General features: G+C 59.1%; 24 protein-coding genes. 11 read left to right on the top strand and 13 right to left on the bottom strand.

The genetic code is table 11. From position 1 onward, the window contains the following. Positions 1–181: 181 nt before the first annotated feature. From PSH90_RS21665 to PSH90_RS21640, 6 genes are all read right to left on the bottom strand, one after another. On the bottom strand, positions 182–1,540 hold the full coding sequence (locus PSH90_RS21665) for an OprD family porin (RefSeq protein ID WP_370695108.1): 1,359 nt from the start codon (positions 1,538–1,540) through the stop codon (positions 182–184). Positions 1,541–1,692: 152 nt separating this feature from the next. Beyond that, on the bottom strand, positions 1,693–1,914 hold the full coding sequence (locus PSH90_RS21660) for a hypothetical protein (protein WP_016773285.1): 222 nt from the start codon (positions 1,912–1,914) through the stop codon (positions 1,693–1,695). 299 nt (positions 1,915–2,213) lie between these two features. Beyond that, entirely contained in the window at positions 2,214–3,578 is a 1,365-nt protein-coding gene (locus tag PSH90_RS21655) for a heavy metal sensor histidine kinase (protein WP_305381509.1), read from the bottom strand. After that, positions 3,568–4,245 carry a heavy metal response regulator transcription factor gene (locus tag PSH90_RS21650; RefSeq protein ID WP_305381508.1) on the bottom strand — a complete coding sequence of 226 codons (678 nt, stop codon included), beginning with the start codon at positions 4,243–4,245 and terminating at the stop codon, positions 3,568–3,570. The genes PSH90_RS21655 and PSH90_RS21650 overlap by 11 nt, the downstream gene beginning before the upstream one ends. A 7-nt stretch (positions 4,246–4,252) precedes the next feature. Beyond that, entirely contained in the window at positions 4,253–7,366 is a 3,114-nt protein-coding gene (locus tag PSH90_RS21645; RefSeq protein WP_305381507.1) for a multidrug efflux RND transporter permease subunit, read from the bottom strand. Continuing rightward, the gene (locus PSH90_RS21640; RefSeq protein ID WP_305381506.1) at positions 7,363–8,523 is read right to left on the bottom strand and encodes an efflux RND transporter periplasmic adaptor subunit; all 1,161 of its coding nucleotides are present in this window, start codon (positions 8,521–8,523) and stop codon (positions 7,363–7,365) included. The genes PSH90_RS21645 and PSH90_RS21640 overlap by 4 nt, the downstream gene beginning before the upstream one ends. Before the next feature lie 406 nt (positions 8,524–8,929). Between PSH90_RS21640 and PSH90_RS21635 the strand changes: the two genes are divergently transcribed. Beyond that, positions 8,930–9,169 (top strand): hypothetical protein, encoded by a 240-nt coding sequence (locus PSH90_RS21635; protein WP_016773292.1) that lies wholly within the window; start codon positions 8,930–8,932, stop codon positions 9,167–9,169. Positions 9,170–9,303: 134 nt separating this feature from the next. On the opposite strand, the gene PSH90_RS21630 is transcribed toward PSH90_RS21635, so the two are convergent. The 5 genes from PSH90_RS21630 to norR form a co-directional block, all read right to left on the bottom strand. After that, a complete protein-coding gene (locus tag PSH90_RS21630; RefSeq protein WP_252886781.1) occupies positions 9,304–10,053 on the bottom strand; it encodes a YkgJ family cysteine cluster protein in 750 nt (249 codons plus the stop codon). A gap of 83 nt (positions 10,054–10,136) precedes the next feature. Beyond that, positions 10,137–10,463, bottom strand: coding sequence for a hypothetical protein (locus tag PSH90_RS21625; RefSeq protein ID WP_056790191.1), 327 nt, complete (start codon positions 10,461–10,463; stop codon positions 10,137–10,139). A 144-nt stretch (positions 10,464–10,607) separates the two neighbouring features. Further along, complete coding sequence (locus PSH90_RS21620; protein WP_252886780.1) at positions 10,608–11,090, bottom strand: GNAT family N-acetyltransferase; 483 nt, start codon at positions 11,088–11,090, stop codon at positions 10,608–10,610. Positions 11,091–11,093: 3 nt separating this feature from the next. After that, positions 11,094–11,996, bottom strand: a complete 903-nt coding sequence (locus PSH90_RS21615; protein WP_016773296.1) for a chemotaxis protein CheV — start codon at positions 11,994–11,996, stop codon at positions 11,094–11,096. Positions 11,997–12,575: 579 nt separating this feature from the next. After that, positions 12,576–14,138 (bottom strand): nitric oxide reductase transcriptional regulator NorR, encoded by a 1,563-nt coding sequence (gene norR / locus PSH90_RS21610; RefSeq protein ID WP_252868264.1) that lies wholly within the window; start codon positions 14,136–14,138, stop codon positions 12,576–12,578. A gap of 163 nt (positions 14,139–14,301) precedes the next feature. Between norR and hmpA the strand changes: the two genes are divergently transcribed. From hmpA to PSH90_RS21560, 10 genes are all read left to right on the top strand, one after another. Next, positions 14,302–15,483: an NO-inducible flavohemoprotein gene (gene hmpA, locus PSH90_RS21605; RefSeq protein ID WP_305381505.1), complete on the top strand. Its 1,182-nt coding sequence runs from the start codon at positions 14,302–14,304 to the stop codon at positions 15,481–15,483. A gap of 222 nt (positions 15,484–15,705) precedes the next feature. Next, a complete protein-coding gene (locus tag PSH90_RS21600; protein WP_041479949.1) occupies positions 15,706–16,215 on the top strand; it encodes a disulfide bond formation protein B in 510 nt (169 codons plus the stop codon). 827 nt (positions 16,216–17,042) lie between these two features. Beyond that, positions 17,043–17,984 (top strand): ubiquinol oxidase subunit II, encoded by a 942-nt coding sequence (gene cyoA, locus PSH90_RS21595; protein WP_024014231.1) that lies wholly within the window; start codon positions 17,043–17,045, stop codon positions 17,982–17,984. 3 nt (positions 17,985–17,987) lie between these two features. Continuing rightward, on the top strand, positions 17,988–20,018 hold the full coding sequence (cyoB, locus tag PSH90_RS21590; protein ID WP_041479948.1) for a cytochrome o ubiquinol oxidase subunit I: 2,031 nt from the start codon (positions 17,988–17,990) through the stop codon (positions 20,016–20,018). A 3-nt stretch (positions 20,019–20,021) separates the two neighbouring features. After that, on the top strand, positions 20,022–20,645 hold the full coding sequence (cyoC, locus tag PSH90_RS21585) for a cytochrome o ubiquinol oxidase subunit III (RefSeq protein ID WP_024014230.1): 624 nt from the start codon (positions 20,022–20,024) through the stop codon (positions 20,643–20,645). Continuing rightward, entirely contained in the window at positions 20,645–20,980 is a 336-nt protein-coding gene (gene cyoD / locus PSH90_RS21580; protein ID WP_011335842.1) for a cytochrome o ubiquinol oxidase subunit IV, read from the top strand. Before cyoC ends, cyoD begins: the two co-directional genes overlap by 1 nt. 10 nt (positions 20,981–20,990) lie before the next feature. Then, a complete protein-coding gene (gene cyoE, locus PSH90_RS21575; protein ID WP_016773305.1) occupies positions 20,991–21,878 on the top strand; it encodes a heme o synthase in 888 nt (295 codons plus the stop codon). Between the two features lie 115 nt (positions 21,879–21,993). Then, positions 21,994–22,338, top strand: a complete 345-nt coding sequence (locus tag PSH90_RS21570) for a hypothetical protein (protein ID WP_041479945.1) — start codon at positions 21,994–21,996, stop codon at positions 22,336–22,338. Beyond that, entirely contained in the window at positions 22,335–22,649 is a 315-nt protein-coding gene (locus PSH90_RS21565; RefSeq protein ID WP_041479944.1) for a DNA-binding transcriptional regulator, read from the top strand. Before PSH90_RS21570 ends, PSH90_RS21565 begins: the two co-directional genes overlap by 4 nt. Positions 22,650–22,836: 187 nt before the next feature. Continuing rightward, on the top strand, positions 22,837–23,328 hold the full coding sequence (locus tag PSH90_RS21560; RefSeq protein WP_016773306.1) for a RidA family protein: 492 nt from the start codon (positions 22,837–22,839) through the stop codon (positions 23,326–23,328). Between the two features lie 360 nt (positions 23,329–23,688). Here PSH90_RS21560 and PSH90_RS21555 read toward each other — a convergent pair whose 3' ends face one another. Beyond that, the gene (locus tag PSH90_RS21555) at positions 23,689–24,390 is read right to left on the bottom strand and encodes a hypothetical protein (protein WP_016773307.1); all 702 of its coding nucleotides are present in this window, start codon (positions 24,388–24,390) and stop codon (positions 23,689–23,691) included. 134 nt (positions 24,391–24,524) lie between these two features. Next, complete coding sequence (locus tag PSH90_RS21550; RefSeq protein ID WP_305381504.1) at positions 24,525–25,451, bottom strand: LysR family transcriptional regulator; 927 nt, start codon at positions 25,449–25,451, stop codon at positions 24,525–24,527. Positions 25,452–25,477 lie beyond the last annotated feature (26 nt).

The raw sequence follows: 25,477 nt of genomic DNA, 5'->3' as shown, positions 1-25,477 counted from the left end.
GGGAGCCGGTTGAAGTGGTTTCATAAGCTTAGTTGGGCTGACGCCGGACGAACCTGTGGGAGCGAGCCTGCTCGCGAAAGCGGTGTGTCATTCAACACAGATGTTGACTGACAATCAGCTTTCGCGAGCAGGCTCGCTCCCACAGGGTAGATCACAGGATCTGAAAAACGCAGCGCCGATCTTAGAAGACGTTGACCGGGTAGTCGATGATCACGCGGTATTCATCTGTATCCGAATCAATCGCGCCGTAGCCGTTGCCGCCACGGTTGGTGGCCCATTGCAGGCGCACCGCGAGATCCTTGGCCTGACCGCTTTGCACGACGTACTGCAAATCGATGTCGCGTTCCCAATGCTTGGCGTTATGGCCGTCGGCGCTGTACCAGCTGGAATAGCCTGGGCTGTTCGGGTCGGCTTTGGTCAGATCCACCGTGCCGCGTGAATAGGACAGCGCCGAGGTCAATCCGGGCATGCCGAGGCCAGTGAAGTCGTAAGCGTACTTGAGCTTCCAAGAGCGTTCGTTCGGGCCGTTGAAGTCCGAATACTGCTGCGAGTTGTCGAGGTAAACGCTGTCGCCCTGGCTGATGTAGTCGAACGGCGTGTTGCCGTTGACCCGCTGATAGGCGGCAGTGACGCTGTGGCTGCCGATGCCGACGGTGAGATGCGCGCTCCAGGTGTTGTTGTCGATATCGCCGAGCAGCGCATCACCGGTGTCTTGCGTGTGATAGAAGTGCAGGCCCGGGTTGAGGCTGACCAGATCGTTCAGTTGCCAGGTGTAGTCGAGGTCGTAGTAGTACTGGTTCCAGATGTCCTTGAGCTCGGACGCGTAAAGGCTGCTGGTCAGGCCCTCAACGCCGCTCCAGGCCACACCGGCCCAGTTCAGGTGGCGGCTTTCGTCACCGTCGCTGAGGGTGCCGTACGACGTACCAATTCGCGTATGACCGCTCTGGTTATACGGCTTGGTGAAACTGGCCTGGCCACCTTCGATCAGCCAGCCGTCGAAGCTGCGGTTACTCAGGCTGATGCCACGAAAGGTCTGCGGCAGCATCCGCGTGTCGCCGCCGGCAATCACCGGGTTGGTGAGGAACAGGTCACCGGCCTTCAGTTCGGTATCGAATGCTCGCAGCTTCAGGGTCCCGCCGGCGGTTGAAAACGAGCCCGGCGCTTTGCCGTTGCCGTCGCTGATCGGCAGGATGCTCGAACCGTCGGTCCCGCCTCCGCCATCGAGTTTCAAGCCGAGCATGGCATGAGCATCGACGCCGAAGCCGACCGTGCCTTCGGTATAACCCGATTCGAAAACCCCGAGAAAACCTTGCCCCCATTCAATGTTGTCGTCCGCCTTCTGCAAGCGGTTGCGATTCATGTAGTAGTTGCGGGCATTGAGGCTGAGGCTTGAGCCTTCGACGAAACCTTGTTCAGCGGGCTCGTCGGCGTGGGCGGCGGGAGCAATCGTTGCGGCAATTGCAATGAACAGCGGGGTGAGGCGGGCAGGGTAAAACACGTGCGGTGGAGCTCCTTGGGTCAGCGGGCCGCTCTGGTTCATGAGCGGCTTGATGTTTCTTGTTTTTTCAGACGCGCCAGACGGCTTTCAGACCACAACGAAAAAAGGCCGCTGAATGGCAGCGGCCTGGAGTGACGACGGTTGAACGGGAAGAGCCAAACAACCGCGTCGAGGGAAACCTTTCGCGGTGAGACTCAGCTGTCTTTCTCGAGCGCTTGAGCCTGGGAAGTAGCGGCCTGCGGGGATTGCGTCGCGTCTTGAGCCTTGGCCATCACTTCGGCCTGATGCTGATCGAATGCCTGTGCGCGCGCGACGTTGTGCGCCACGAACGCTTGCGATTCTTCAGCCATCGCCATCGGCGACAGGATCAATGAGGACAAAACGAATGCGCTGGCAATACCCATACTGTTGGACATCTTGAAAACCTTCTCGCTTGGCGAGTGCTGTTTGGTGCGGGCAAAGATAAGGTTGCCGAGGGTTGGGAAACAGCGCGATTTTCATAAATGACTGTTACAGCAAAAGCAAAGATCGGCACGGGTAACAACCCGGTCTGTGCGTGATGGTGGCCTGTGGCGAGGGGATTTATCCCCGTTGGGCTGCGAAGCGGCCCCAAGAATTCCAGCCTCAAAGATTCTTAGAGCTTGTGCACAGGATTTGCGACTGCTGCGCAGCCGAGCGGGGATAAATCCCCTCGCCACAGGGCTTGGCTGAGCATTCAGACCGGGAGATGGATGCCAAAGGTGTTCATGCCCCGATCACTGCGCACAAACACATCCCCGCCATGCATCAGCGCAATCGCCTTGACGATCGCCAGCCCCAGCCCGTGGTTATTGCCGCTGTTGCTACGCGAGGCATCGACCCGATAAAACCGTTCGAACAACCTCGGCAGATGCTCACTGGCAATCGGCGTCCCGGGATTGGCCACGCCAATGCTCACCTGGTGTTCTTCAACCTCGATGCGCACCTCGATCACCTGGCCCGGATCGGTATGCTGCACCGCGTTGCTGAGTAAATTGATCAATGCCCGGCGCAGGTGCGCGACCTCGATCTGCACTTGCGCATCGCCGCTGACCTGCACTTCAACCTGCGCGTCTTCAAGGATGAAATCCAGATAGTCCAGTGTCGTCGCCACCTCATCAGCCAATGACGTCGAGGTCAGTTTGGTCGCTTTATTGCCTTGATCGGCGCTGGCCAGAAACAGCATGTCGTTGATGATCGAGCGCAGTCGCTCAAGCTCTTCGAGATTGGATTGCAGCACTTCGAAATAGTGTTCGGCGGAGCGCCCGCGAGTCAGTGCGACCTGGGTCTGGCCGATCAGGTTGGTCAGCGGCGAACGCAGTTCATGAGCGACGTCGGCGTTGAACGATTCCAGCCGCGAATAGGCCAGTTCAACCCGTTCCAGAGTTGAGTTGAACGATTCGACAAACTGCTCCAGTTCCGGCGGCAGCGGCGACAGGCGCAAGCGTCCGGCGCGCAGTGGTGGGGCCAGACGCTGGGCTTCCTGCGACAGCTTGATCAGCGGTTTCAGACCAATGCGCGCCACCCAATAGCCCAGCGCCGAGGCCAGCAGCACCCCGACAATCGCCAGACTGATCAGGGCGATGAGCAAGTGATGCTGGGTCTGATGCAGCGTCTCGGTGTCGATGCCGATCATGAAGCGCAGCGGCGGGCGCTGGTCCTTGGCCGGGAACTGACTGACCAGCACTTTCAGCGGGTAGGGCTGATCGGGCAGTTGCAGATCATGCATGCCCAACGGGCCGTTGGTGGCCGCGCGAATCTGCGGCGTAAGGTTGCCGTACTCGTAGCGCGGATCACCGCTGCTGATCCAGAAGCTGATGCGCTTGTCTTCCTCACCGAGCAGTTTGAGCTTGTTGTTGATCTTCACCCAATGCTCCGGCGTGCCGTAACGGCCAACGGTGGATTCGAGCACGCTGTACCGCGCATCCAGCTCGGCTTCGGGCAACAATCCCAAGCCCTTGTCCACCTGTTGATACAGCGCGCCACCAATCAACAGAAACACCACCAGCGCCACCAGCGTGAACATGCCGCTGAGGCGCAAGGCAATCGAGTTACTGGACACCACGGCTCTCCAGCACATAACCCATGCCGCGAATGGTGTGCAGCAGTTTTTCGTTGAACGGCCCGTCGAGCTTGGCGCGCAGGCGTTTGATCGCGACTTCGACGACGTTGGCGTCACTGTCAAAATTGATGTCCCAGACCATTTCGGCGATTGCGGTCTTCGAAAGGATTTCGCCCTGGCGACGGGCCAGCACGCTGAGCAGGGAGAACTCTTTCGCCGTCAGGTCCAGGCGCGTGCCGGCGCGGGTGGCCTTGCGGCTGATCAGGTCGATCCACAGGTCGGCGATGGTCACTTGCAACGGTTCGTGGCCGCCGCTGCGCCGGGTCAGCGCTTGCAGGCGGGCGACCAGTTCGAGAAAGGAAAACGGTTTGCCGAGGTAATCGTCGGCGCCGTCGCGCAGGCCCTTTATCCGATCTTCGACGCGCTCGCGGGCGGTGAGCATGATCACCGGGGTTTGCTTGCGCGCACGCAATGCGCGCAGTACGCCGAAGCCATCGAGCCCCGGCAACATGACGTCGAGGACGATCACGGCGTAATCGCATTCCAGCGCCAGATGCAGGCCTTCGACGCCGTCGCGGGCAAGGTCCACGGTGTAGCCCTGTTCGGTCAGGCCCCGGTGCAGATAGTCCGCGGTTTTTTCTTCGTCTTCGATAATCAGAACGCGCATGACCGCCTCAGTCTGTGGTCGCCAGTGCCGTTGCGGGCGTTGGGGCTGGTGGGTGTGAGTGCCGGTGAAACAGCCGCTCGAGCCATAAGTATATGACCGGCGTGGTGAACAGCGTCAGCATCTGGCTGACCAGCAAACCACCGACCACGGCAATGCCCAACGGCTGGCGCAGTTCGGCGCCGGTGCCGTAACCGAGCATCAGCGGCAACGCACCGAGCAGGGCGGCGAGGGTGGTCATGATGATTGGCCGGAACCGGGTGATGCACGCCTCGAAAATCGCCTCCTGCGGCGGCAGACCGCGCTGGCGCTGCGCTTCAAGCGCGAAGTCGATCATCAGGATGCCGTTCTTCTTGACGATACCGATCAGCAGCACCAGCCCGATCAACGCCATGATCGAAAAGTCCTGGCCGCAGATCCACAGCATGATCACCGCACCCAAACCTGCAGCCGGCAGCGTCGAGATGATCGTCAGAGGGTGGACGAAGCTTTCATAAAGCACGCCGAGAATGATGTACACCGCCACCAGCGCCGCGAGAATCAGCCACGGCTGGCTGGCCAGCGAACTCTGGAACGCCTGCGCCGCGCCCTGGAAATTGCCGCTGATCGCGGTGGGCATGCCGATCTCGGCCTTGGCCTGATTGAGCTGAATCACCGCATCGCCCAATGCCACGCCAGGGGCGAGGTTGAATGACATATTGGCGGCGGGGAACATACCGTCATGGGCAATCGACAGCGGGCCGATGGTTGGCGCGTCAAATCGGGCCAGCGCCGACAGCGGCACCATTTCCCCACTGAGCGGCGAGCGCAGATAGAAATAGTTGAGGCTTTCGGCCTTGCCGCGTTGTTTGGTATCCAGTTCCAGAATCACGTTGTACTGGTTGACCTGGGTCTGGAATTCATTGATCTGCCGTTGGCCGAATGCATCGTACAGCGCCTCGTCGACATCGCTGGCGGTCAGGCCGAAACGCGCGGCGGCGCTGCGGTCGATGCTGATATGGGTGATGCTGCCGCCCAGTTGCAGATCGTTGGAAATGTCGCGAAACGCCGGGTTGCTGCGCAGTTTCTCGGTCAGGCGCTGGGTCCAGGTGGCGAGGGTCGCGCCGTCATTGCTCTTGAGTACGTATTGATACTGCGCACGGCTAGGGCCGGAGCTGAGGTTGATGTCCTGCCCGGCGCGCAAATAAAGGACGATGCCGGGGACTTTCATCAGTTGCGGGCGGATGCGATCGATGAACTGGCTGGCGCTGACATCGCGATCGCCACGTTTTTTCAGGGCGATCCAGAAGCGCCCGTTGGCGATGGTCTGGTTGCTGCCGGAAACCCCGACCGAGTGCGAAAACGCCTGCACCGCCGGATCGGCTGCAACGATTTCGGCCATCGCCAAGTGTTTTTTCACCATGTCGCCGTAGGAGATATCCGCAGCGGCTTCGGTGGTGCCGAGGACAAATCCGGTGTCCTGCACCGGAAAGAAGCCCTTGGGAATAAAGATGTAACCGGCAACAGCCAGCGCCAAAGATAAGCCGAACACACCAATCATCAATTTCTGATGATCGAGGGCGCGGCGCAGGCCTTTTTCGTACCAGCCGAGCAAGCGCTCGCTGAAACCCGGTTTGGCGCTGGCGTGATGCACCGGTTTGCGCATGTACAGCGCAGCAAGGGTTGGCGCCAGCGTCAGCGAGACCACCACGGAAATCATGATGGTCGATGTCGCGGTCAGGGCGAATTCCTTGAAAAGGCGCCCGACCACACCGCCCATGAACAACAGCGGAATGAATGCCGCCACCAGCGAGAAACTGATCGAAACGACGGTGAAGCCAATCTCGCCGGCTCCCTTGATCGCCGCCTCGCGCATATCGTCACCGGCCTCGAGATGCCGATGAATGTTTTCCACCACCACGATCGCATCGTCCACAACGAAGCCGACCGCGACGACGATCGCCACCAGCGTCAGGTTGTTCAGGCTGAAACCGAGGACGTACATCAGGGCGAAACTGGCGATCAGCGAGACACCGAGTACCGCCGAGACAATCAGCGTCGCCGATAACTGGCGCAGGAACAGCGCCATGACCGCGACCACCAGCAGGATCGCGATCAGCAAAGTGATTTCCACTTCATGCAGCGAGGCGCGAATGGTCTGCGTGCGGTCGATCAGGGTTTTCACCTGCACCGAGGCCGGCAGCATCGCTTCGAGGCCGGGCAGGGCGGCTTGAATGCGGTCGACGGTTTCAACGATGTTGGCGCCGGGCTGGCGGAAAATCACCAGATTCACACCAGGTCGATCTCCGGCCCAAGCCTGCACGTAGGCATCTTCCGCACCGTTGACGACGTTGGCGACATCGCGCAGGTGAACCGGGGCGCCATCCTTGTAGGAAACGATGAGCTCGCTGTAGTCCTCGGGGTGGAACAACTGGTCGTTGGTCGACAACGTGGAAATGCTCGACTCGCCGTACAACGCACCTTTGGCCAGGTTGAGGCTGGTCTGCTGAATCGCCAGCCGAATGTCGGCCAGCGTCAGGCCAATCGCCGCGAGTTTGTCCGCCGAGGCCTGTACTCGGATCGCCGGGCGTTGCTGACCGGTGATGTTGATCTGGCCGACGCCGTCGATCTGGCTGATCTGACGCGAGAGCAGGGTTTCCACCAGGTCGCTGAGTTCGGTGCCGGGCATTTGCGTCGAGCTGACGCTGAGAATCAACACCGGGCTGTCGGCCGGGTTGACCTTCTTCCATGTTGGCAGCGTCGGCATGTCCTTGGGCAACTTGCCGGCGGCGGTATTGATCGCCGCCTGCACTTCCTGGGCGGCGGTGTCGATGCTTTTGTCGAGAGTGAACTGCAAGGTCAGCAGAGTTGAGCCCAGCGCACTGCTCGAGGTCATCTGGGTCATGCCGGGGATGGCGCTGAATTGCACTTCCAGCGGCGTGGCCACTGAGGAAGCCATGGTGTCGGGGCTGGCGCCGGGCAACTGTGCCGAGACCTGGATCGTAGGAAATTCCGCTTCCGGCAGTGGCGCAATCGGCAAACGCGGGAAGGCAATTACGCCGACCAGTACCAGAGCGAACGTCAGCAAAATCGTCGCCACCGGGTGATCGATGCACCAAGTCGAGATGCCCTTGTGCGAGTTCATGGCTTGGGCTCCGCCTGCACCACTTGCGGCGGCTCACTCATGACTTGCACGCTCGACCCCGGCTTGAGCCGCGACTGGCCGTCGGTCACCAGTACGTCACCGGCGTTGACGCCTTTGATGATGTCCTGACCGCTGCCCTGATAAACCATTTGCACCGGCACTGCCTCGACCTTGTCGTCCTTCACGCGGTAAACGAAGTGTTGTTCGAGGCCTCGCTGTACGACGGTGGGCGGAACCACCAGCGCGTCTTTATCCACAGCGGTCTGAATTTTCACCGTCACCAGCAAACCCGGCCAGAGCTTCTGGCTGGCATTGGCGAATTCGGCCTTGGCGCGGATGGTGCCGGTGTTAGCGTTGATCTGATTGTCGATCAGGGTCAGCTGACCTTCGCCGAGCAGATTGCCGGTTTCGCCATCGGTGTCGGCGCCGATGTAAGCCTTGACCGGTGCGCGTTGCGGATCGCTGATCAGGCTCTGCAGGGTCGGCAGCATCTGCTGCGGCAGGGAGAACTCGACGGCGATCGGGTCGATCTGCGTGACGGTGAACAGGCCCTGAGTGTCGGTCATGCGCAGGAAGTTGCCTTCATCGACCGTACGAATGCCGACGCGCCCGGTGACCGGGGAGCGAATCTGCGTGTAGGACAGTTGCACCTGCGCCGCATCGATCGAGGCCTGATTGCCTTGCGCGGTGGCTTTGAGCTGATTGACCAGCGCTTGCTGCTGGTCGAAGGTCTGCTTCGACACGCCGTCGTCGACGCTGAGCAGTTTGTAGCGCTTGAGATTGACCAGCGCGACCTGCAACTGCGCCTGACTCTCGCCCAACTGCGCCCGGGCCTGATCGAGGCTGGCGCGGATCGAGCGGTCGTCAATGGTCGCGAGCAGGTCGCCTGCTTTGACCAGCTGACCTTCCTTGACCAGAATCTTCGTCAGAATGCCGTCGATCTGCGGACGCACCACCACGCTGTGCAGCGAGAGCACGGAGCCGATGCCGCTGGTATAGCGCGGCACGTCTTTTGCGCTGACCGTCACCACCCGCACCGGGATGGCAGTCGGTTTAGCCAGTTTGGCCGGCGCCGGTTTCAGCGCGAACCACAGGCCGGCGGCTGCCAGCAGAATCAGGAGAGTGGCCAGCAGGATTTTGTTTTTCTGGATGGACATGCGCGGCGCCGAAGTCTGGAGTTTGGGCAGATTGACCAGTTATAAACCGCTCAGGCGGTCGGCAGGGTGACGGCTGGCTGTCAGGATTGTCAGTTTCGTTTGTATAGATGGGGAGTAGCAGTGTGCGGCGATGCTCTTGTGTTGGATTCGCCCCTCACCCCAGCCCTCTCCCCAAGGAGAGGGAGCCGATTTGTGGGCTTTTCGAACCTGAGTTCGACTCGGTATCCCATGTCGGCGAACCTCGAGTAAACACCTCACCCTAACCCTCCCCAGGGCGAGGGTTAGGGTGAGGGGAAAACCGTTCAGCGCACGGTGCAAATCTTCAGATGCCGAGCCAGAGCGCACAGGTATACTGCGCGCCTTTGCGGCTCACTGATCGGGCCGACTTTTTGTTCCCGGAGCTTTTATGACTTCCCCGACCCAACCGCCGGTTGACGACGCTGTGAGCGACGTCCCGGCTGAAGTGGCTGATGCCAGCGAAACCAAGGCCGAGATCCCGGCGTTCAAGTTCCCGTTCAAGCCGGGCGAGCTGGCTTCGGCGAAAGGCTCGAATCAGCCGTGGTACAAGAATGGCGCGAAGAATGGCCACACCAAAACCCCGGGCATGGCGCCGCCGGGGACGCGTCGGTCGATGGGTAAGCGCTGACATCGGAAAGTGATGGTGCTTGTGCTGGCCTCTTCGCGAGCAGGCTCGCTCCCACATTGGATTTGTGTAGAACCCAAACCTGTGGGAGCGAGCCTGCTCGCGAAAGCGACATACGCTACAGCACAAATGTCAGATCAAGCCGCGCGCAATGAAATAAACGCATAAGTCTGCGCCGGTTCAGTCACCACCAGCCCACCCGCAGCCAGCACCTGTCCGGCCACGTCATCGCCGGACAAATGAAACAGCCATTCACTGGTTTGCGCCGCCAGCGGTTGCGCGCTCACTTGGTCGATCACTGCCGCAAAGGCATCCATGTTCGGCAAGTACGCGGTGAACCCGTCGCCCTTGAGCGCCGTGGTGCGAATTCCCAGGGTTGCGCAGATCGCATCCTTGAGTTTGATCTCATCCCGATCCGCCTGACGCGAACGCTGAATCAACTCAACCAGTTCCCGATCAACCAACTCGCCCCCCACAATCAGCTCCGGTCCCTGTTCCCAGGACTCCGGTGGGCAATCCTTGGCAGCAGGATTGAGCGGGATGTGCGGATTGATTTCCGCCGGGTAAATCCGGCACACCAGCGGGCGACGCTCGTAGATCCGGCAGCGCTTTTCGTCGTCAAGATTCCGGCAGGGGCCGACGTTGTAGGCGGCAAAGGTGATCGCCACGTGAGCATCAGTAGTGCCACTGCGGACCACCGCCGAACGGCGCTCGGCATGTTCGCGCTGTTGCGCTGGCAGCCCCAGGCCATTGCCGAGAAACGCCTCGGCCAGCACGATCACCTGACCGCCATCCGCCGCCCACATGCGGGCTTCGGCGAGCGTCAGCGGGACATGGTGATCGGTGCAGCATTTGCCGCAACCTACGCAGGAAAACGTCGTATTCATTGAGCGATCTGTCTTCAATCAGGGTGTGAAACGGTGGCGGAAAACCACCGCACAGGGCCGGGTCGAAGCAAGTTGTGCGCCATTCACTGAGGTTTGGCGGTCGGGCGAATCGAATCCCACTCGGTGACGTACGCGGTTTTCGACTGTTTGTTGTACAGGCACAGCTCGCTGCCTTGCTGGCCTTTCATGTGTTTTTGCGGGTATTGGCCTTGCAGCAGAACGGCGGTGTAACCGACGCGGTCGTCGAATTGCGCCGGTGTGCCGACCGGTTTGACGTTTTTCAGGCCGCTGGCCTTGGTGCAGCTGGCGAGGACGGTCTTGTCATAGGCAGCCCAGGCGTCGGGGCTGGAGGCATGGGCCTGGGAGGCGAGGGCGATGAGGCTGAGCAGCGCCAGGGTGATGGCTTTCATGGTTGGGGCATCCTTGGTTATGGCCAAGGTTGGAGTCTGTCGGATAGCGGAAGTTGCCAGTGCTGCCCTTCGCGAGCAGGCTCGCTCCCACAGTTTGAAATGCAATCCACCTGTGGGAGCGAGCCTGCTCGCGAAAGCGGTAGATCAGTCGGGCACAGGCTCGCGCCGAACCACAACCATCCCGGCATTTTCATACAACCGCCGCGCCCGCAGGTTGTCCTCCAGAACCCTTAAATCGACAAATCCCTCGCGCCGCTGTTGAAAGACGCTGAAGGCATGCAGCAACAACGCGCGTCCAAGCCCCCGGCCCTGCATTCGCGGGTGCACCACCAGATTCTTGATATACGCACTGGTCCAGCACTGCGCCACGCCCACCACACCCTCGGCATCGCGGGCGACGAAACACAGCGCTGGATCGTATTCAGGGTCGCTGGCAAAGCGCCGCTGCCAATCGTCCAGTGACGGCACTCGACCGCCACCTTCCAGATGTCCGAGGTACATCAACTGATGCACCGCCGGCGCCAGTTCCTCGCGGTAGACGGACAGCTCAATCCCGTCCGGCCACTGAGCATCCGGCAGAGGTCCACTCAAGTCGCGGCGCAGCAGAAAGCAAAACGTTTCGGCCAAGACTCAGTGCCCGTTGGCCGCGACGTGCTTGGCGGCTTCGATCAGGCGTTGGGTCAGCTCCGGCGAGGAGAACTTGGTCAGCACCGCGTTGGCACCGGCCAGGCGAGCTTTTTCACTGTTCATCGCGCTGTCGAGCGAGGTATGCAGCAAGACGTACAAGTGAGCGAAATCCGGGGTTTCGCGCAGGGTACGGGTGAAGGCGTAGCCGTCCATTTCCGACATTTCGATGTCGGAGACGATCAGATTGATCTGCTGCGCGGTGCCTTGCAGGTCGAGCAGGCAGTCGATGGCTTCCTTGGCACTGCGCGCGGTGTGGCATTGCAGGCCGAGGTTGCGCAGGGTGTGCACCGATTGCTGCAGCGCCACCTGGCTGTCGTCGACCACCAGAATGCGCGCGTTGCCGAGCACTTCGGCGTCTTCCATGGTCAGGTCGGTCGGCGCCATTTCGATCTGCGCCGGGGCGATGCTGTGGATGACTTTTTCGATATCCAGCACCTGCACCAGCGTGCCGTCCACCGAGGTCACGCCGGTGATGTAGGCGCGCGAGCCGCCGGAGCCGAAAGGTGGTGGCTTGATGTCGGTGGTCAGGCAATGGACGATCTTGCTCACCGCCTGCACATGCAGACCCTGCTTGGAACGGCTGACATCGGTGACGATCAGGCAGCCACCGTTGGGATCCTCCAGCGGCCGTTCGCCGATCGCGCGGCTGAGGTCGATCACCGACAAAGAGGCACCGCGCAGGGAGGCGATGCCTTTGACGTGCGGGTGCGACTCCGGCAGCTTGGTCAGCGGCGGGCAGGGGATGATTTCACTGACTTTCAGCAGGTTGATCGCCATCAGCTTGCCGCTGCGCAAGGTAAACAGCAGAAGCGAAAGTGAATCTGCGCGGGCTTTGGTGGAGGACATAAGAACCTTCTGTGGGGCGAGAGTGGAAATCGCCAGAAACCTTTGATGCCGTGTTATCGGCGTTAAAGGGGTGGGCTTTAGGTTAGTTGTCGGCTAGTCGGCTTGAGTTGATCGCTGTTCTCTCTATCACTGCCCCTCACCCCCAGCCCTCTCCCAGAGGTAGAGGGGGCCGACGCAGGTGTCTGGCGTTTTACACCGACCTGAACGACCGAGTCGATTATGGATTCGGAAGAAATCTTTCACGTCAGTGGAATTCTTCAATATCCCCCGATCAGTCCCCTCTCCCAGAGGTAGAGGGGGCCGACGGAGGTGTCTGGCGTTTTACACCGACCTGAACGACCGAGTCGATTATGGATTCGGAAGAAATCTTTCACGTCAGTGGAATTCTTCAATATCCCCCGATCAGTCCCCTCTCCCAGAGGTAGAGGAGGCCGACGGAGGTGTCTGGCGTTTTACACCGACCTGAACGACCGAGTCGATTATGGATTCGGCAGAAATCTTTCACGTCAGTGGAATTCTTCAATATCCCCCGATCAGTCCCCTCTCCCTCTGGGTGAGGGCTAGGGTGAGGGTGTGCTTTTAGCTCTTCATGCCTAGTCGTTTGGCCATCCGCCCAAGATTCGCCCGATCCACCCCCAACTCCCGGGCCGCACTTGCCCAGTTATCCTGATGACGCTCCAGCGCTGCACCGATCAACCGCCGCTGAAACTCATCGGTGGCACTGCGCAAATCACCACCGATCATCGGCATCACGTTGACCAAGTCTGCATTGGCAGGCGCAACCACGTTATCCACAACCTCACGGGGCAATTCCAGATCCGCCGCGCTCAGACTCAGAATCTTCGGCCGCACTTTGCAGTTACCCAGCGCCTTCAGCGCACTGCGCCCGATCAAATGCTCCAGCTCCCGGACATTCCCCGGCCAGGTGTAGGCCAGCAGCGCTTCCTGAGCATCACTGTTCAAGCGCAGGCTGTTGAGGCCCATGCGCGAGCGGTTCTGCTCGAGAAAGAAACCACTGAGCAACAACACATCACGCCCACGATCACGCAGCGCCGGCACTCGCAGCGGATACACGCTCAAACGGTGGTAGAAGTCGGCACGGTAGCGACCGCTGCGCACTTCTTCGGCCAGATCGCGATTGGTTGCCGCAATCAGCCGCACATCGACCTGATGCTCCTTGTCCGAACCCAAGCGCTGCAACTGACCGCTCTGCAGCACGCGCAGCAACTTGGCCTGGACCGTCAGCGACAGCTCGCCGACTTCATCAAGAAACAGCGTGCCGCCATTGGCCAGTTCGAACTTGCCACGCCGATCGCTGGTGGCGCCGGTGAAGGCGCCGCGCACGTGGCCGAACAGTTCGCTTTCGACCAGCGTGTCGGGCAGGGCGGCGCAGTTGAGGCTGATGATCGGTTTGTCGGCGCGCGCGGAGGCGGCGTGGATGGCTTGGGCCACGAGCTCTTTGCCGACCCCGGTTTCGCCGGTGATAAGAACAGTCAGATCGCTGCCACCGACAAGATTGATTTCTTCCACCAGACGTTTGTGCGCCTTGCTCTGGCCGATCATTTCGCGGTGCTGCTGGCCGCTGGCCTGGCGGTAGACCTCGGCGCGCTGATGCTCGTCTTCGGCGCGGTTGGCCAGACGTTCGATGCGTTCGGCCGCATTGACCGTGGCCGAGGCTAGGCTGGCGAAGGCTTGCAGGGCGTCGAGTTCGATCGGCTCGAAACGCTCCGGGTCCAGCGCGTCGAGGGTGATCAGGCCCCAGAGTTTTTCATCGACGAATAAAGGACAGCCGAGGCAGTCGTGAACTTCAAGATGATCGTCGAGGCCATCGACCAAACCGTCATAAGGATCGGGCAGGTCGCTGTCGGCAGCGAAGCGCGTCGGCCCGGCGCCGGCCAGCAGGATTTCAAAACGCGGATGCTCGCTGACCTTGAAGCGGCGGCCGAGGGTATCCGTACTCAAACCATCCACCGCCAGCGGCACCAATGATTCGCCATCCAGACGCAACAACGCGGCGGCATCGCAAGGCAGCAAAGCGCGCATGGCTTCGAGCAGGCGCCGATAGCGCTCGCCCTCGGGCAGTTCGCGGGAGAGGTCAGCGACCAGAGGCAGCAGGGCGGTAAGCAGGGATTTAGCGGTCATGGTTACGTAGTCAAAGAGACAAGGTGTAGTCGCGATGACTATACGTTCATTTGTGTCGAAATGACTATGAAGGTTTCAAGCTATTGAATTTAATAGATTAATTAGTTGGCATGAAAGCTGATATCCCTAAAGCAATCTTTCCAGAAAGCCCAGGAGTCACCTTATGCTTAGCGTCCAGGATCGTGCCATCGTCAAATCCACCGTGCCTCTGCTGGAAAGCGGCGGCGAGGCGTTGATCACGCATTTCTACCGCATGATGCTCTCCGAATACCCGCAGGTGCGCCCGCTGTTCAACCAGGCGCATCAGGCCAGTGGCGATCAGCCGCGTGCCTTGGCCAACGGCGTGCTGATGTACGCCCGGCACATCGATCAGCTCGACCAGTTGGGCGATCTGGTGGCGAAGATCATCAACAAACACGTCGCCCTGCAGATTCTGCCGGAGCATTACCCGATCGTCGGCAGCTGCCTGCTGCGCGCCATCTCCGAGGTGCTCGGCGAAGAGATCGCCACGCCTGAGGTGATGAGTGCCTGGGGCGCTGCGTACGGGCAACTGGCCGACATCCTGATCGGCGCGGAAGCCGCGATCTATGACCAGAAGGAACAAGCTGTCGGCGGCTGGCGCGGTGCGCGGGAATTCATCGTGGCGGCGAAGGTGCAAGAGAGCGCCGAAATCACTTCGTTCTACTTCGAACCGGCAGACAAAGGGCCGATTCTTGCGGCTGAACCGGGTCAGTACATCGGCATGAAGCTGATGCTCGACGGCGAAGAAATCCGTCGCAACTATTCGCTGTCGGCACTGGCCAATAACGGTCAGTACCGCATCAGCGTCAAGCGTGAACCGAATGGTCGCGCGTCCAACTATCTGCATGATCAACTGCACGTCGGCTCAAGCATTCAGCTGTTCCCGCCGTCGGGCGAATTCACCCTGGCGGCCAGTGACAAGCCGCTGGTGCTGATCAGTGGCGGCGTCGGCATCACTCCGACTCTGGCGATGCTGGAAGCAGCGTTGGCAACCGAGCGTCCGGTGCACTTTATCCACTGCGCGCGCAACGGCAGCGTCCACGCGTTCCGCGACTGGGTCGATGGGCTGGCGGCGCGTCATCCGCAACTCAAACGCTTCTATTGCTACGCCGAAGAAGATGGCGTCAGCCCGGCGGCGGACAAGGTTGGCCTGCTCAGCGAAGAACTGCTCGGCCAGTGGCTGCCGGCACAGCGCGATGTCGATGCGTACTTCCTCGGGCCGAAAGGGTTCATGGGCGCGATCAAACGGCACCTGAAAGCGTTGGGCGTGCCGGAGAAGCAGAGCCGTTACGAGTTCTTCGGCCCGGCTGCTGCTCTGGAGTGATCCGAGACCGAGTTGTCTCGTTCGCGAGCAGGCTCGCTCCCACAGGATTTGTGTCCGACGCAGATCCATTGTGGGAGCGAGCCTGCTCGCGAATCTTCTGCGCGCCGCAAAGCCATGTTGGTTAATCATTCCTTAACCGCTCTATCGTTTATTGCTCCGGTGTAGACTTGCGACAATTTCAGCCGCCGGCCGGCTGGACCATGGACTTACAAAGGAAAGGCAATGAGCGAGGAAACGATGCGGTTGGGGCGTGAGCGGCGCTATCTGGTGTTGCTGGGGATCATCTGCCTGGCGTTGATCGGCGGCGCACTTTACATGCAGGTCGTGCTCGGCGAAGCACCTTGCCCACTGTGCATTCTGCAGCGCTATGCACTGTTGCTGATTGCAGTGTTCGCCTTCATCGGTGCGGGCATGCGCAGCCGTCGCAGCATCACCGTGTTCGAGACACTGGTAGTGATCTGTGCGATTGCCGGGGCCGGTGTGGCCGGGCATCACGTCTATACGCAGTTCTATCCGGCGGTGAGTTGTGGCGTCGATGTGCTGCAACCGATTGTCGATGATCTGCCGTTGGCGAAAATTTTCCCGCTGGGCTTCCAGGTCGACGGTTTCTGCTCGACGCCGTATCCGCCGATCCTCGGCCTGTCGCTGGCACAGTGGGCGCTGGTGGCGTTCGTGCTGGTGGTGATTCTGGTGCCGTTGCTAACCTCGCGTAATCGAAAAGCGCTGCGCTGAGTCAACTTCTCGGCAGAGCGGCCGATAAACAAAACGCCCCGATTTTCGTTGATGAAAATCGGGGCGTTTTGCATTTCAGAGCGTTTGTGAAAACACCGTGACGAACGGCAATGAAGCGTGCGGCAAATGTGCGACATGTTGTCACACAGGGGCTGTCGCAGGGACTCGGGATGCGGCGGATTGGCCGCCTGTTACATAAAAACATTGGCCAGTTTTAGTGTTTTCGGGCTTGAGCACGGACGTACCAGAGCAGGCAGTTTTAACAGGCGCCGGCAGATGGACGAAGCCCTTGGAACATCGGGCTTTGCGCCGCTCCAGCGTTTGTAGATCGGGTGCAGAGCTGTCTGATTTGAGGCCGTTACGCTGGCAGATTTTGCCGCTTTTATTGAGAAACGCTTTCGATAACTTGCGCAACTTTTGCAAAAATGGCGATGGATTGTTGCTCTGAGTGATAAAAATTATTTCGGGATAAGACATGGTGTATAGGGCGCTACCTATCTACAATCGCCCGCACTGAATTCCCGACGCTGTTCAGCCTTTATCAAGGAACTGATCAGGAGGTCGGGTGTCGAGCGAGCCGCGAGGCTTTCGAGACACCCTGGTGTCGGTGCCTTTCCAATTTTCCGCACCAAATGGAATTGGTCTGTAACAAGGCCTTTGACCACGAATTCGAATAAGAACTGAACGCTGTCCCAAGGTTTTGTCGAGCGTGAGACGCGCGACGGGCGGCCCTTATTCAATCCAAAGAAAATGCCAACCCTTGGCAGGGTGAAGTGTTGGCGATCAAAACCCAACTGCATTGCGCAAGCTGCTTTAGAGGTCGTGAGATGAGTAAAAACAGGTACCCCAGATTACTAGGCCTAGTGCCGCTGCTCGGCACGTTGCTGCTGGGAGGCTGCAACATGACCTTGCTCAATCCAACGGGCCAGGTCGGCCTGGAACAGCGCAACCTGATCATCACCGCCACGCTGCTGATGCTGTTGGTCGTCGTGCCGGTCATCGTCATGACCTTCCTGTTTGCCTGGAAGTACCGCGCTTCGAACAAGAACGCCGTCTACACGCCGAAGTGGTCGCACTCGACCAAGATCGAAGTGGCCGTATGGACCATCCCGGTGCTGATCATCATCGCCCTGGGCTACATCACTTACATCTCGACTCACGAGCTGGACCCGTATCGTCCGATCGAGTCTGACGTCAAGCCGGTGACCATCGAAGTCGTCGCGCTGGACTGGAAGTGGCTGTTCATCTACCCGGAACAAGGCATTGCCACGGTCAACAAGATCGTGTTCCCGGCGCACACGCCAATCAACTTCAAGATCACCTCCGACGCCGTGATGAACTCGTTCTTCATCCCGGGCCTGGGCGGCCAGATCTACGCGATGGCGGGCATGCAGACCAAGCTGCACCTGATCGCTGACCGCAACGCTGAAATGGACGGTATCTCCGCCAACTACAGCGGTGCCGGTTTCACCGGTATGAAATTCAAGGCTATCTCCACCACTCAGGAAGATTTCGACGCCTGGGTAAGTGAAGTCAAGAAGTCGCCTAAACAGCTTGATCAGGCTGAATACGCGGCCCTGGCCAAACCGAGCCAGAACAACCCAGTCGAACTCTACTCGTCGGTCACGCCGAACCAGTTCCAGATCATCGTCGACAAGTACGAAGGTATGAAGCCGGGCAAGCCGCTGAAGCACGAGAAGAAAGAGAAAGAAGTGGCGGCCACGGATATTGACGCGGGTTCGCATTCAGCTGCCGGGGCAGAGGAGTAAACGATGTTTGGTAAATTAAGTTGGGAAGCAGTCCCATTCCACGAGCCGATCGTGATGGTGACCATCGCCATGATCGCCCTCGGTGGTCTGGCGCTGTTCGCTGCGATCACTTACTTCAAGAAGTGGACGTACCTGTGGACCGAGTGGCTGACTTCGGTCGACCACAAGAAAATCGGCGTGATGTACATCATCGTCGCCATGGTCATGCTGCTGCGCGGCTTTGCCGACGCGATCATGATGCGTACCCAGCTGGCCATGGCCACCGAGGGTTCGCCTGGCTACCTGCCACCTGAACACTATGACCAGATCTTCACCGCTCACGGTGTGATCATGATCATCTTCATGGCGATGCCATTCTTCACCGGCCTGATGAACCTTGCAGTGCCGCTGCAGATCGGCGCGCGTGACGTTGCGTTCCCGTTCCTGAACTCCCTGAGCTTCTGGCTGCTGGTGTCCGGCGTTGTGCTGATCAACCTGTCCCTGGGCGTCGGCGAGTTCGCCAAGACCGGTTGGGTTGCGTATCCGCCGCTGTCGGGTCTGCAATACAGTCCTGGCGTGGGTATGGATTACTACATCTGGGCGCTACAGCTATCCGGATTGGGTACGACGTTAACCGGGGTCAACTTCCTCGCGACCGTACTGAAAATGCGTACCCCTGGCATGAAACTGATGGACATGCCGATCTTCACCTGGACCTGCACCTGGGCAAACGTTCTGATCGTGGCTTCGTTCCCGATCCTGACCGCTACCCTGGCACTGCTGACCCTTGACCGTTACATGGATTTCCACATTTTCACCAATGAACTTGGTGGCAATCCAATGATGTACGTCAACCTGTTCTGGGCCTGGGGCCACCCTGAGGTTTACATCCTGATCCTGCCGGCATTCGGCATCTTCTCGGAAGTGATCTCGGCGTTCACCGGCAAGAAACTGTTCGGCCACCACTCGATGATCTACGCCTCGGGCGCGATCTCGGTACTGGGCTTCATGGTCTGGCTGCACCACTTCTTCACCATGGGTTCGGGTGCGAGCGTCAACGCCTTCTTCGGTCTGGCGACGATGCTGATTTCCATCCCGACGGGTGTGAAGCTGTTCAACTGGCTGTTCACCATCTACCAGGGCCGTCTGCGCTTCACCAGCCAGGTAATGTGGACACTGGGCTTCATGGTGACCTTCGCCATCGGCGGCATGACCGGCGTACTGCTGGCCATCCCGGGTGCTGACTTCGTGCTGCACAACAGCCTGTTCGTGATCGCGCACTTCCACAACGTGATCATCGGCGGTGCGGTATTCGGTTACATCGCTGGCTTCGCGTTCTACTTCCCGAAAGCGTTCGGCTTCAAGCTGCACGAAGGTTGGGGTAAAGCAGCGTTCTGGTTCTGGATCTCGGGCTTCTTCGTCGCGTTCATGCCGCTCTATGCACTGGGCTTCATGGGCATGACCCGTCGTCTGAACGCCACCACCAACCCTGAGTGGGTACCGTACCTGTACGTTGCCATGTTCGGTGCGGTGATGATTGCTGTGGGTATCGCCTGCCAACTGATCCAGCTGTACGTCAGTGTGCGCGACCGCAACAAGCCAGAGAACGTTTGCGATCACGGTGACCCGTGGAATGCACACACCCTGGAATGGTCGACCTCGTCGCCACCACCGTTCTACAACTTCGCTGTGCTGCCTAAGGCTGACTGCATCGACCCGTTCACCGAAGCCAAGGAAAACGGTACTGCGTACCAGCGTCCGGCCAAGTACGAGCCGATCCACATGCCGAACAACACCGCCACTGGCGTGGTGATGGGCGCGCTGTTGACCGTCTTCGGTTTCGCGATGATCTGGCACATCTGGTGGCTGGCGATCGCGAGCCTGGTGGGCACCGTCGTTTACTTCGTGATCCACGCTGCACGTGACGACCAGGGCTATATGGTTCCGGTTGAAACGATCGAGCGTATCGAAGCCGAGCAGCACAAGCGTCTGGTCGCGGCAGGGAAAATCCCGGCCAATGCCACCCGTGTTGAAACCTCGTTGGAACAGGCTTAAACCATGTCGAACTTAGTGACCAATGTTGGACACGCCCATGGTGACCATGGGCACGATGACCATCACCACGACTCGGGCGAGATGACCGTATACGGTTTCTGGCTCTACCTGATGACCGACTGCATTCTGTTTGCGTCGATCTTCGCGGTGTACGCAGTACTGGTAAACAACGTTGCCGGTGGCCCGTCGGGCCACGAGATCTTCGAACTGCCATACGTGCTGGGCGAAACCGCTTTGCTGTTGTTCAGTTCGATCACCTACGGCTTCGCCATGCTGGCGTTGTACAAGGGCAAGAAGCAGGCGGTCCTGGGCTGGTTGTTCATGACCTTCCTGCTCGGCGCGGGCTTCATCGCCATGGAGATCAACGAGTTCCACCTGCTGATCTCCGAGGGCTTCGGTCCTAGCCGTTCGGGCTTCCTGTCGGCGTTCTTCACCCTGGTCGGTACCCACGGTCTGCACGTTTCGGCCGGTCTGATCTGGATGGGCATCATGATGTATCAGGTCAACAAGCATGGCCTGACGTCGACCAACAAGACCCGTCTGAGCTGCCTGAGCCTGTTCTGGCACTTCCTGGACGTGGTCTGGATTTGCGTCTTCACCGTTGTTTACCTGATGGGGACTCTGTAATGGCTAATGCACACTCCCATGACAGCCACGATGCTGGCCACGGCAGCGTCAAGTCGTACGCCATCGGCTTCATCCTGTCGGTAATCCTGACCGTCATTCCGTTCGGTCTGGTGATGTACCCGACCCTGCCGAAGTCGACGACGCTGGCAATCGTTCTACTGTTCGCAGTGATCCAGGTGATCGTTCACCTGTATTACTTCCTGCACCTGGACCGTTCCATTGCACAGCGTAACAACGTGATCGCGTTCGTCTTCACGGCGATTGTGATCGTGCTGCTGGTTGGCCTGTCGCTGTGGATCATGTTCAGCATCCACACGTACATGATGGCGAAGTGAGGTAGACCCGATGTCGCTCAAGCACTTTATCCAAATCACCAAACCGGGGATCATTTTCGGTAACGTGCTTTCTGTGGCAGGCGGGTTCTTCCTGGCCTCGAAAGGGCATGTCGATCTGGCGGTGTTTCTGGCCGCCATGATCGGTACTTCCCTGGTCGTGGCCTCCGGTTGCGTGTTCAACAACTGCATCGACCGCGACATCGACCTGAAGATGGAACGCACCAAGAACCGTGTGCTGGTCCAGGGCCTCATCTCCCTGAAACTGGCCCTGGTTTACGCGACCATTCTGGGTGTTCTCGGCGTTGCCTTGTTGTACAAGGTGGCCAACCCGTTGGCTGCCTTGTTCGCAGTAATCGGCTTCATCATCTACGTCGGCTTCTACAGCCTGTACCTCAAGCGCAAGTCGGTTCACGGCACGCTGGTGGGCAGTCTGTCGGGCGCCATGCCGCCAGTGATCGGTTACGTTGCCGTGACCAACAGCTTCGACATGGCCGCACTGACCCTGCTGGTGATGTTCAGCCTGTGGCAGATGCCGCATTCCTACGCCATCGCGATTTTCCGTTTCAATGATTACCTGGCCGCATCGATTCCGGTGCTGCCAGTGAAACGCGGCATCCAAGTGGCGAAGAAGCACATCCTGCTCTACATCCTGGCGTTCCTCGTGGCGACCTTGATGCTGACCTTCAGCGGCTACGCCGGCATGAGCTACCTCGCCGTCGCCGCCGCCATGGGCATGTACTGGCTGTACATGGCCTGGACCGGCTACAAGGCAGTCGATGACACCGTCTGGGCACGCAAGCTGTTCGTGTTCTCGATCTTCACCATCACTGCGTTGAGCGTCATGATGTCCCTGGACTTCAAGGTGCCGACAGAGCTGCTGCTGACGTACGCGCCGTAAGGTTTGCAAGCTTCAGGAAAAACCCCGCACGTTGAGAGATGTGCGGGGTTTTTTGTTTATTCGAGCAGCGATTTGTTGATAGGCTGTCTATAGTCAAGCTGCTTATAGTTTGGCTATGCGAACAATCTTTTTTGAAACAACGATATTTACCAAAAGCGTTGGTCGCTATCTGACGGACGACGAATATCGAACATTGCAGAACTACCTTCAGAGCAATCCGCTTGCGGGCGATGTAATGCCTCGAACGGGTGGCTTCCGTAAGCTGCGCTGGGCTGATTCTCGCCGTGGCAAGGGAAGACGAGGCGGCTTGCGGGTTCTCTACTATTGGCTTATGAATGATGGTCAGTTCTGGATGTTCGCCATTTACGACAAAGATGAGCTTGAGAAGCTGACTGCCGAGCAAGAGAGGGCACTCAGGACAGCCATTGATAAAGAGTTGAAAAAACGAGGTACCCCATGAAAAAACGCGACCTGTTTGCAGAGTTAATGCAGGGCGTTGATGAGATGGCGGCTCAACGCGAGGGCAAGATCACACTGCGCAATACAGTGCTTGAGGACAAGCCTGTACCTGAAGTGGGCGCACAGGAAATTGTGGCTCTTCGAGAAAAACTGCATATGTCTCAAGCTGTTTTTGCCAGTCGAATCAGGACAAGTCCAAACACCCTTCGAAATTGGGAGCAGGAAAAGTCGAAGCCCAATGCTCAAGCAGCCTTATTGATACGACTGGTTGAAAAATTTCCAGATATGGTTGAGCGCTTGAACACTGTTTGAGCGCCGCTGAAGACCAGCTTGTGGTCCGGGGCATCCGAAAGGTTTAGGGCCTTTTGTTCCATCTACGCTGGTTGCACAACTTAGGCAAACGCCATAGATTTGGATCCAACCCCGACAGTAGTAGCTCCAAGCCATCCCCCGGTGCTCGACTGTCTCAACCCGTGCATTGATCAAAAGGCTGGGCGCAATGACCGAACGGATGACCTGCGATGAGCGTTTTATCGCCTTGGCCGAAGAACTCAACTATGACATCTATGGCGAGAACACCGCCGGTGGCAATTACGCGCCGCTGATCCGTCATCACGACGAGCTCTACATCAGCGGCATGGTGCCGCGGGTCAATGGCAAGATTCTGTATCCCGGTCGCGTGGGGCTGGAATTGAACCTCAAGGATGCGCAAGCCGCGGCGAGCATCAGCGCCATGCGTTGCCTGGCGCTGATTGTCGATGCGGTGGGTTCGCTGGACAAGATTCGTGCGTTGTTGCGTGTCACGGTGTATGTGAAGTCGACTGCTGACTTTGTGGACCTGAGCGAAGTGGCCAACGGCGCTTCGGATGTGTTCAGCCATGTGCTGGGCGATGCCGGACGGCATACGCGCACGACCATCGGCGTGTATCAGTTGCCGAAGAATGCGGCGATTGAAGTGGACATGATTGCGGCGTTGCATCCTTCGGCTTGAGGGGGGGGGTAGCGGTTTGCCCTCACCCTAACCCTCTCCCGGAGGGAGAGGGGACTGACTGAGGGGCTTTCAAGATATACGCCGACCTGAAATACCGAGCCGAACTCAGGTTTGAAAATCACACAAGTCGGCTCCCTCTCCCTCGGGAGAAGGGACTGACTGAGGGGCTTTCAAGATATACGCCGACCTGAAATACCGAGCCGAACTCAGGTTTGAAAATCACACAAGTCGGCTCCCTCTCCCTCGGGAGAGGGCTGGGGTGAGGGGCGACGATTTTCGCCTCCTCACGAATCACAAGCCGGACAACAAAAAGCCCCGCCTGAATCTCAGCGCGGGGCTTTTTTGCAAGTGCTTGGCAGATTACTGCGCCGCGATGCTGTACCCGTCAAACGCCGTCTGCTGCTGCAGCGCGGTGATGATGTTCTTGCGGTTCACCGCCTGTTCGGTACCGGCGTTATCGACGAAGGTTTCGCTTTCCAGCTCGGCTTCATCGCCTTCACCCACGAAGGTGAAACCGAGGAATTCCAGTGCCTCACGATCTACGTTCAGACGCGAACGCGGGGTGCGCATTGGCAGGGTCACGCTGGCGCCGTCCTTGCTGATGGTGAAGATTTCCACTTCTTTCTTCTTCGCAGCTTTGCTCTTGCCGCCGCTCGGATTGCTGATCGCCTGATGGGTCTGATTCAGCACCTTCAGCGCCAGGCCATAGACGATTTCCTGGAATGCCGGATCGTCCTTGAAGCTGGACAGAATGCGTCCGATCGAGAACTTGCTGCTCAGGTCTTCCAGCGCGGCAATATCGGCTGCCTCAGCGTCTTTCAGGCGCTTGAGTTCGCCCATCAGCTCGTACGCCTTGTCGTCATCAAAACTGTCATGCGCCTGACGGATCGCCGCACGCAATTCGCGGATCTGGTCGCTTTCGCGGGTCGACTGGAACGCGTCGAGGACCATCTCGCTGATGATTTTGGCTTGAGGCAGGTGTTGTGAAAGATTGATGGAGTTTTCGTATTCCGCTTTGGACGACTGGGTGACTACGGATTCAGCGGTGTTGAAATCGGACATTGAAATTTCACTACTTTTTAACTTGAGTTGAGGCGAGAAAGCACGAGGTCTTTTTCAGGCCGACTAATTTAGGGGAGCGGGGCGGCGTTGTCACGGAGCAACGGTCTGGTGGTCGGGATTTTTCCCGGCGTGCGTTATTTTCCGGGCATGGCGTCAGCGGGTTTCCCCCACGTACGCATCGCAAACTCGACAAAGCGTCTCAGCTTCGGCAGTCGATAGCGATCCTGCGCATACAACAGATGCATCGGCCTGCTCGGCGGTTGGTAGTCCGTCATTACCCTGACCAGTTTGCCGTCGCGCAGATCCTGTTCCACCAGCGCGTCGGGCAGCATCATGATGCCCATGCCGTTGCGCGCTGCCTGGTGCAAACCGGCGGAGCTGTTGATCAACATCGGCCCGCTGACGTCGACGAGGACTTCACCTTCCGGGCCGCTCAGACGCCAGCGTTTTTCCACCGATTGCCAGTCATCCCCAGCCGGGTAGGCGAAGGACAGGCAATCGTGTTGCTGCAAATCCTGTGGCGTGTGCGGCATGCCGCGCCGCGCGATGTAATCAGGGGAGGCGCAGACCGTCAGGGTGTAGTCGATCAAGGGCCGGGCGATCAGGTGGGATTGGTCGAAATTGCCCAGGCGGAATGCGACATCGAGGCCGTTCTCCAGCAGATCCGGACGGCTGTTGGTCAGCACCACGTCGAGTTTCACTTGCGGATACAGCAAGGAATATTCGCTGAGAGCCGGGGTCAGTCGTTCGACGCCGAAGGTCAGCGGCGCGGTGATACGCAGCAAACCGCGCGGCTCGTCCGACGCTTGTTCGGCAAGGCGTTCGGAGTCGGCCACCAAGCCAAGCACTTCCAGGCAGCGTTGATAATAGATGCTGCCGAATTCGGTCAGGCGCTGGCGGCGCGTGGTGCGTTGCAGCAGTTGCACGCCGAGCCGTTGCTCCAGCGCGCGCAGATGATTGCCCACCATTGTCGTCGACATTTCGCACTTCGCCGCGGCGGCCGTCATGCTCCCGGTTTCGACCACTTTGACGTAGACGCTCATCGACTGAAACAAATCCATTATCAAGCTCGGCTTTTAAATGATTG

The organism is Pseudomonas sp. FP1762, assembly GCF_030687105.1.
GTDB lineage: Bacteria > Pseudomonadota > Gammaproteobacteria > Pseudomonadales > Pseudomonadaceae > Aquipseudomonas > Aquipseudomonas siliginis.
Note: the sequence above shows the minus strand (reverse complement) of the source record. Positions and strands in the feature narration are given on the sequence as shown.

Bases quoted from the DNA above. Each gene is read 5' to 3' on its own strand.
- PSH90_RS21645 (WP_305381507.1), bottom strand. From the start codon at position 7,366: ATGAACTCGCACAAGGGCATCTCGACTTGGTGCATCGATCACCCGGTG.
- PSH90_RS21570 (WP_041479945.1), top strand. From the start codon at position 21,994: ATGCGAACAATCTTTTTTGAAACAACGATATTTACCAAAAGCGTTGGT.
- norR (WP_252868264.1), bottom strand. From the start codon at position 14,138: ATGACCGCTAAATCCCTGCTTACCGCCCTGCTGCCTCTGGTCGCTGAC.
- PSH90_RS21615 (WP_016773296.1), bottom strand. From the start codon at position 11,996: ATGTCCTCCACCAAAGCCCGCGCAGATTCACTTTCGCTTCTGCTGTTT.
- PSH90_RS21550 (WP_305381504.1), bottom strand. From the start codon at position 25,451: ATGGATTTGTTTCAGTCGATGAGCGTCTACGTCAAAGTGGTCGAAACC.
- PSH90_RS21560 (WP_016773306.1), top strand. From the start codon at position 22,837: ATGACCGAACGGATGACCTGCGATGAGCGTTTTATCGCCTTGGCCGAA.
- PSH90_RS21555 (WP_016773307.1), bottom strand. From the start codon at position 24,390: ATGTCCGATTTCAACACCGCTGAATCCGTAGTCACCCAGTCGTCCAAA.
- PSH90_RS21625 (WP_056790191.1), bottom strand. From the start codon at position 10,463: ATGAAAGCCATCACCCTGGCGCTGCTCAGCCTCATCGCCCTCGCCTCC.
- cyoE (WP_016773305.1), top strand. From the start codon at position 20,991: ATGTCGCTCAAGCACTTTATCCAAATCACCAAACCGGGGATCATTTTC.
- PSH90_RS21630 (WP_252886781.1), bottom strand. From the start codon at position 10,053: ATGAATACGACGTTTTCCTGCGTAGGTTGCGGCAAATGCTGCACCGAT.
- PSH90_RS21640 (WP_305381506.1), bottom strand. From the start codon at position 8,523: ATGTCCATCCAGAAAAACAAAATCCTGCTGGCCACTCTCCTGATTCTG.
- PSH90_RS21660 (WP_016773285.1), bottom strand. From the start codon at position 1,914: ATGTCCAACAGTATGGGTATTGCCAGCGCATTCGTTTTGTCCTCATTG.
- PSH90_RS21565 (WP_041479944.1), top strand. From the start codon at position 22,335: ATGAAAAAACGCGACCTGTTTGCAGAGTTAATGCAGGGCGTTGATGAG.
- PSH90_RS21635 (WP_016773292.1), top strand. From the start codon at position 8,930: ATGACTTCCCCGACCCAACCGCCGGTTGACGACGCTGTGAGCGACGTC.
- cyoB (WP_041479948.1), top strand. From the start codon at position 17,988: ATGTTTGGTAAATTAAGTTGGGAAGCAGTCCCATTCCACGAGCCGATC.
- cyoD (WP_011335842.1), top strand. From the start codon at position 20,645: ATGGCTAATGCACACTCCCATGACAGCCACGATGCTGGCCACGGCAGC.
- cyoC (WP_024014230.1), top strand. From the start codon at position 20,022: ATGTCGAACTTAGTGACCAATGTTGGACACGCCCATGGTGACCATGGG.
- hmpA (WP_305381505.1), top strand. From the start codon at position 14,302: ATGCTTAGCGTCCAGGATCGTGCCATCGTCAAATCCACCGTGCCTCTG.
- PSH90_RS21600 (WP_041479949.1), top strand. From the start codon at position 15,706: ATGAGCGAGGAAACGATGCGGTTGGGGCGTGAGCGGCGCTATCTGGTG.
- PSH90_RS21665 (WP_370695108.1), bottom strand. From the start codon at position 1,540: ATGAACCAGAGCGGCCCGCTGACCCAAGGAGCTCCACCGCACGTGTTT.
- cyoA (WP_024014231.1), top strand. From the start codon at position 17,043: ATGAGTAAAAACAGGTACCCCAGATTACTAGGCCTAGTGCCGCTGCTC.
- PSH90_RS21650 (WP_305381508.1), bottom strand. From the start codon at position 4,245: ATGCGCGTTCTGATTATCGAAGACGAAGAAAAAACCGCGGACTATCTG.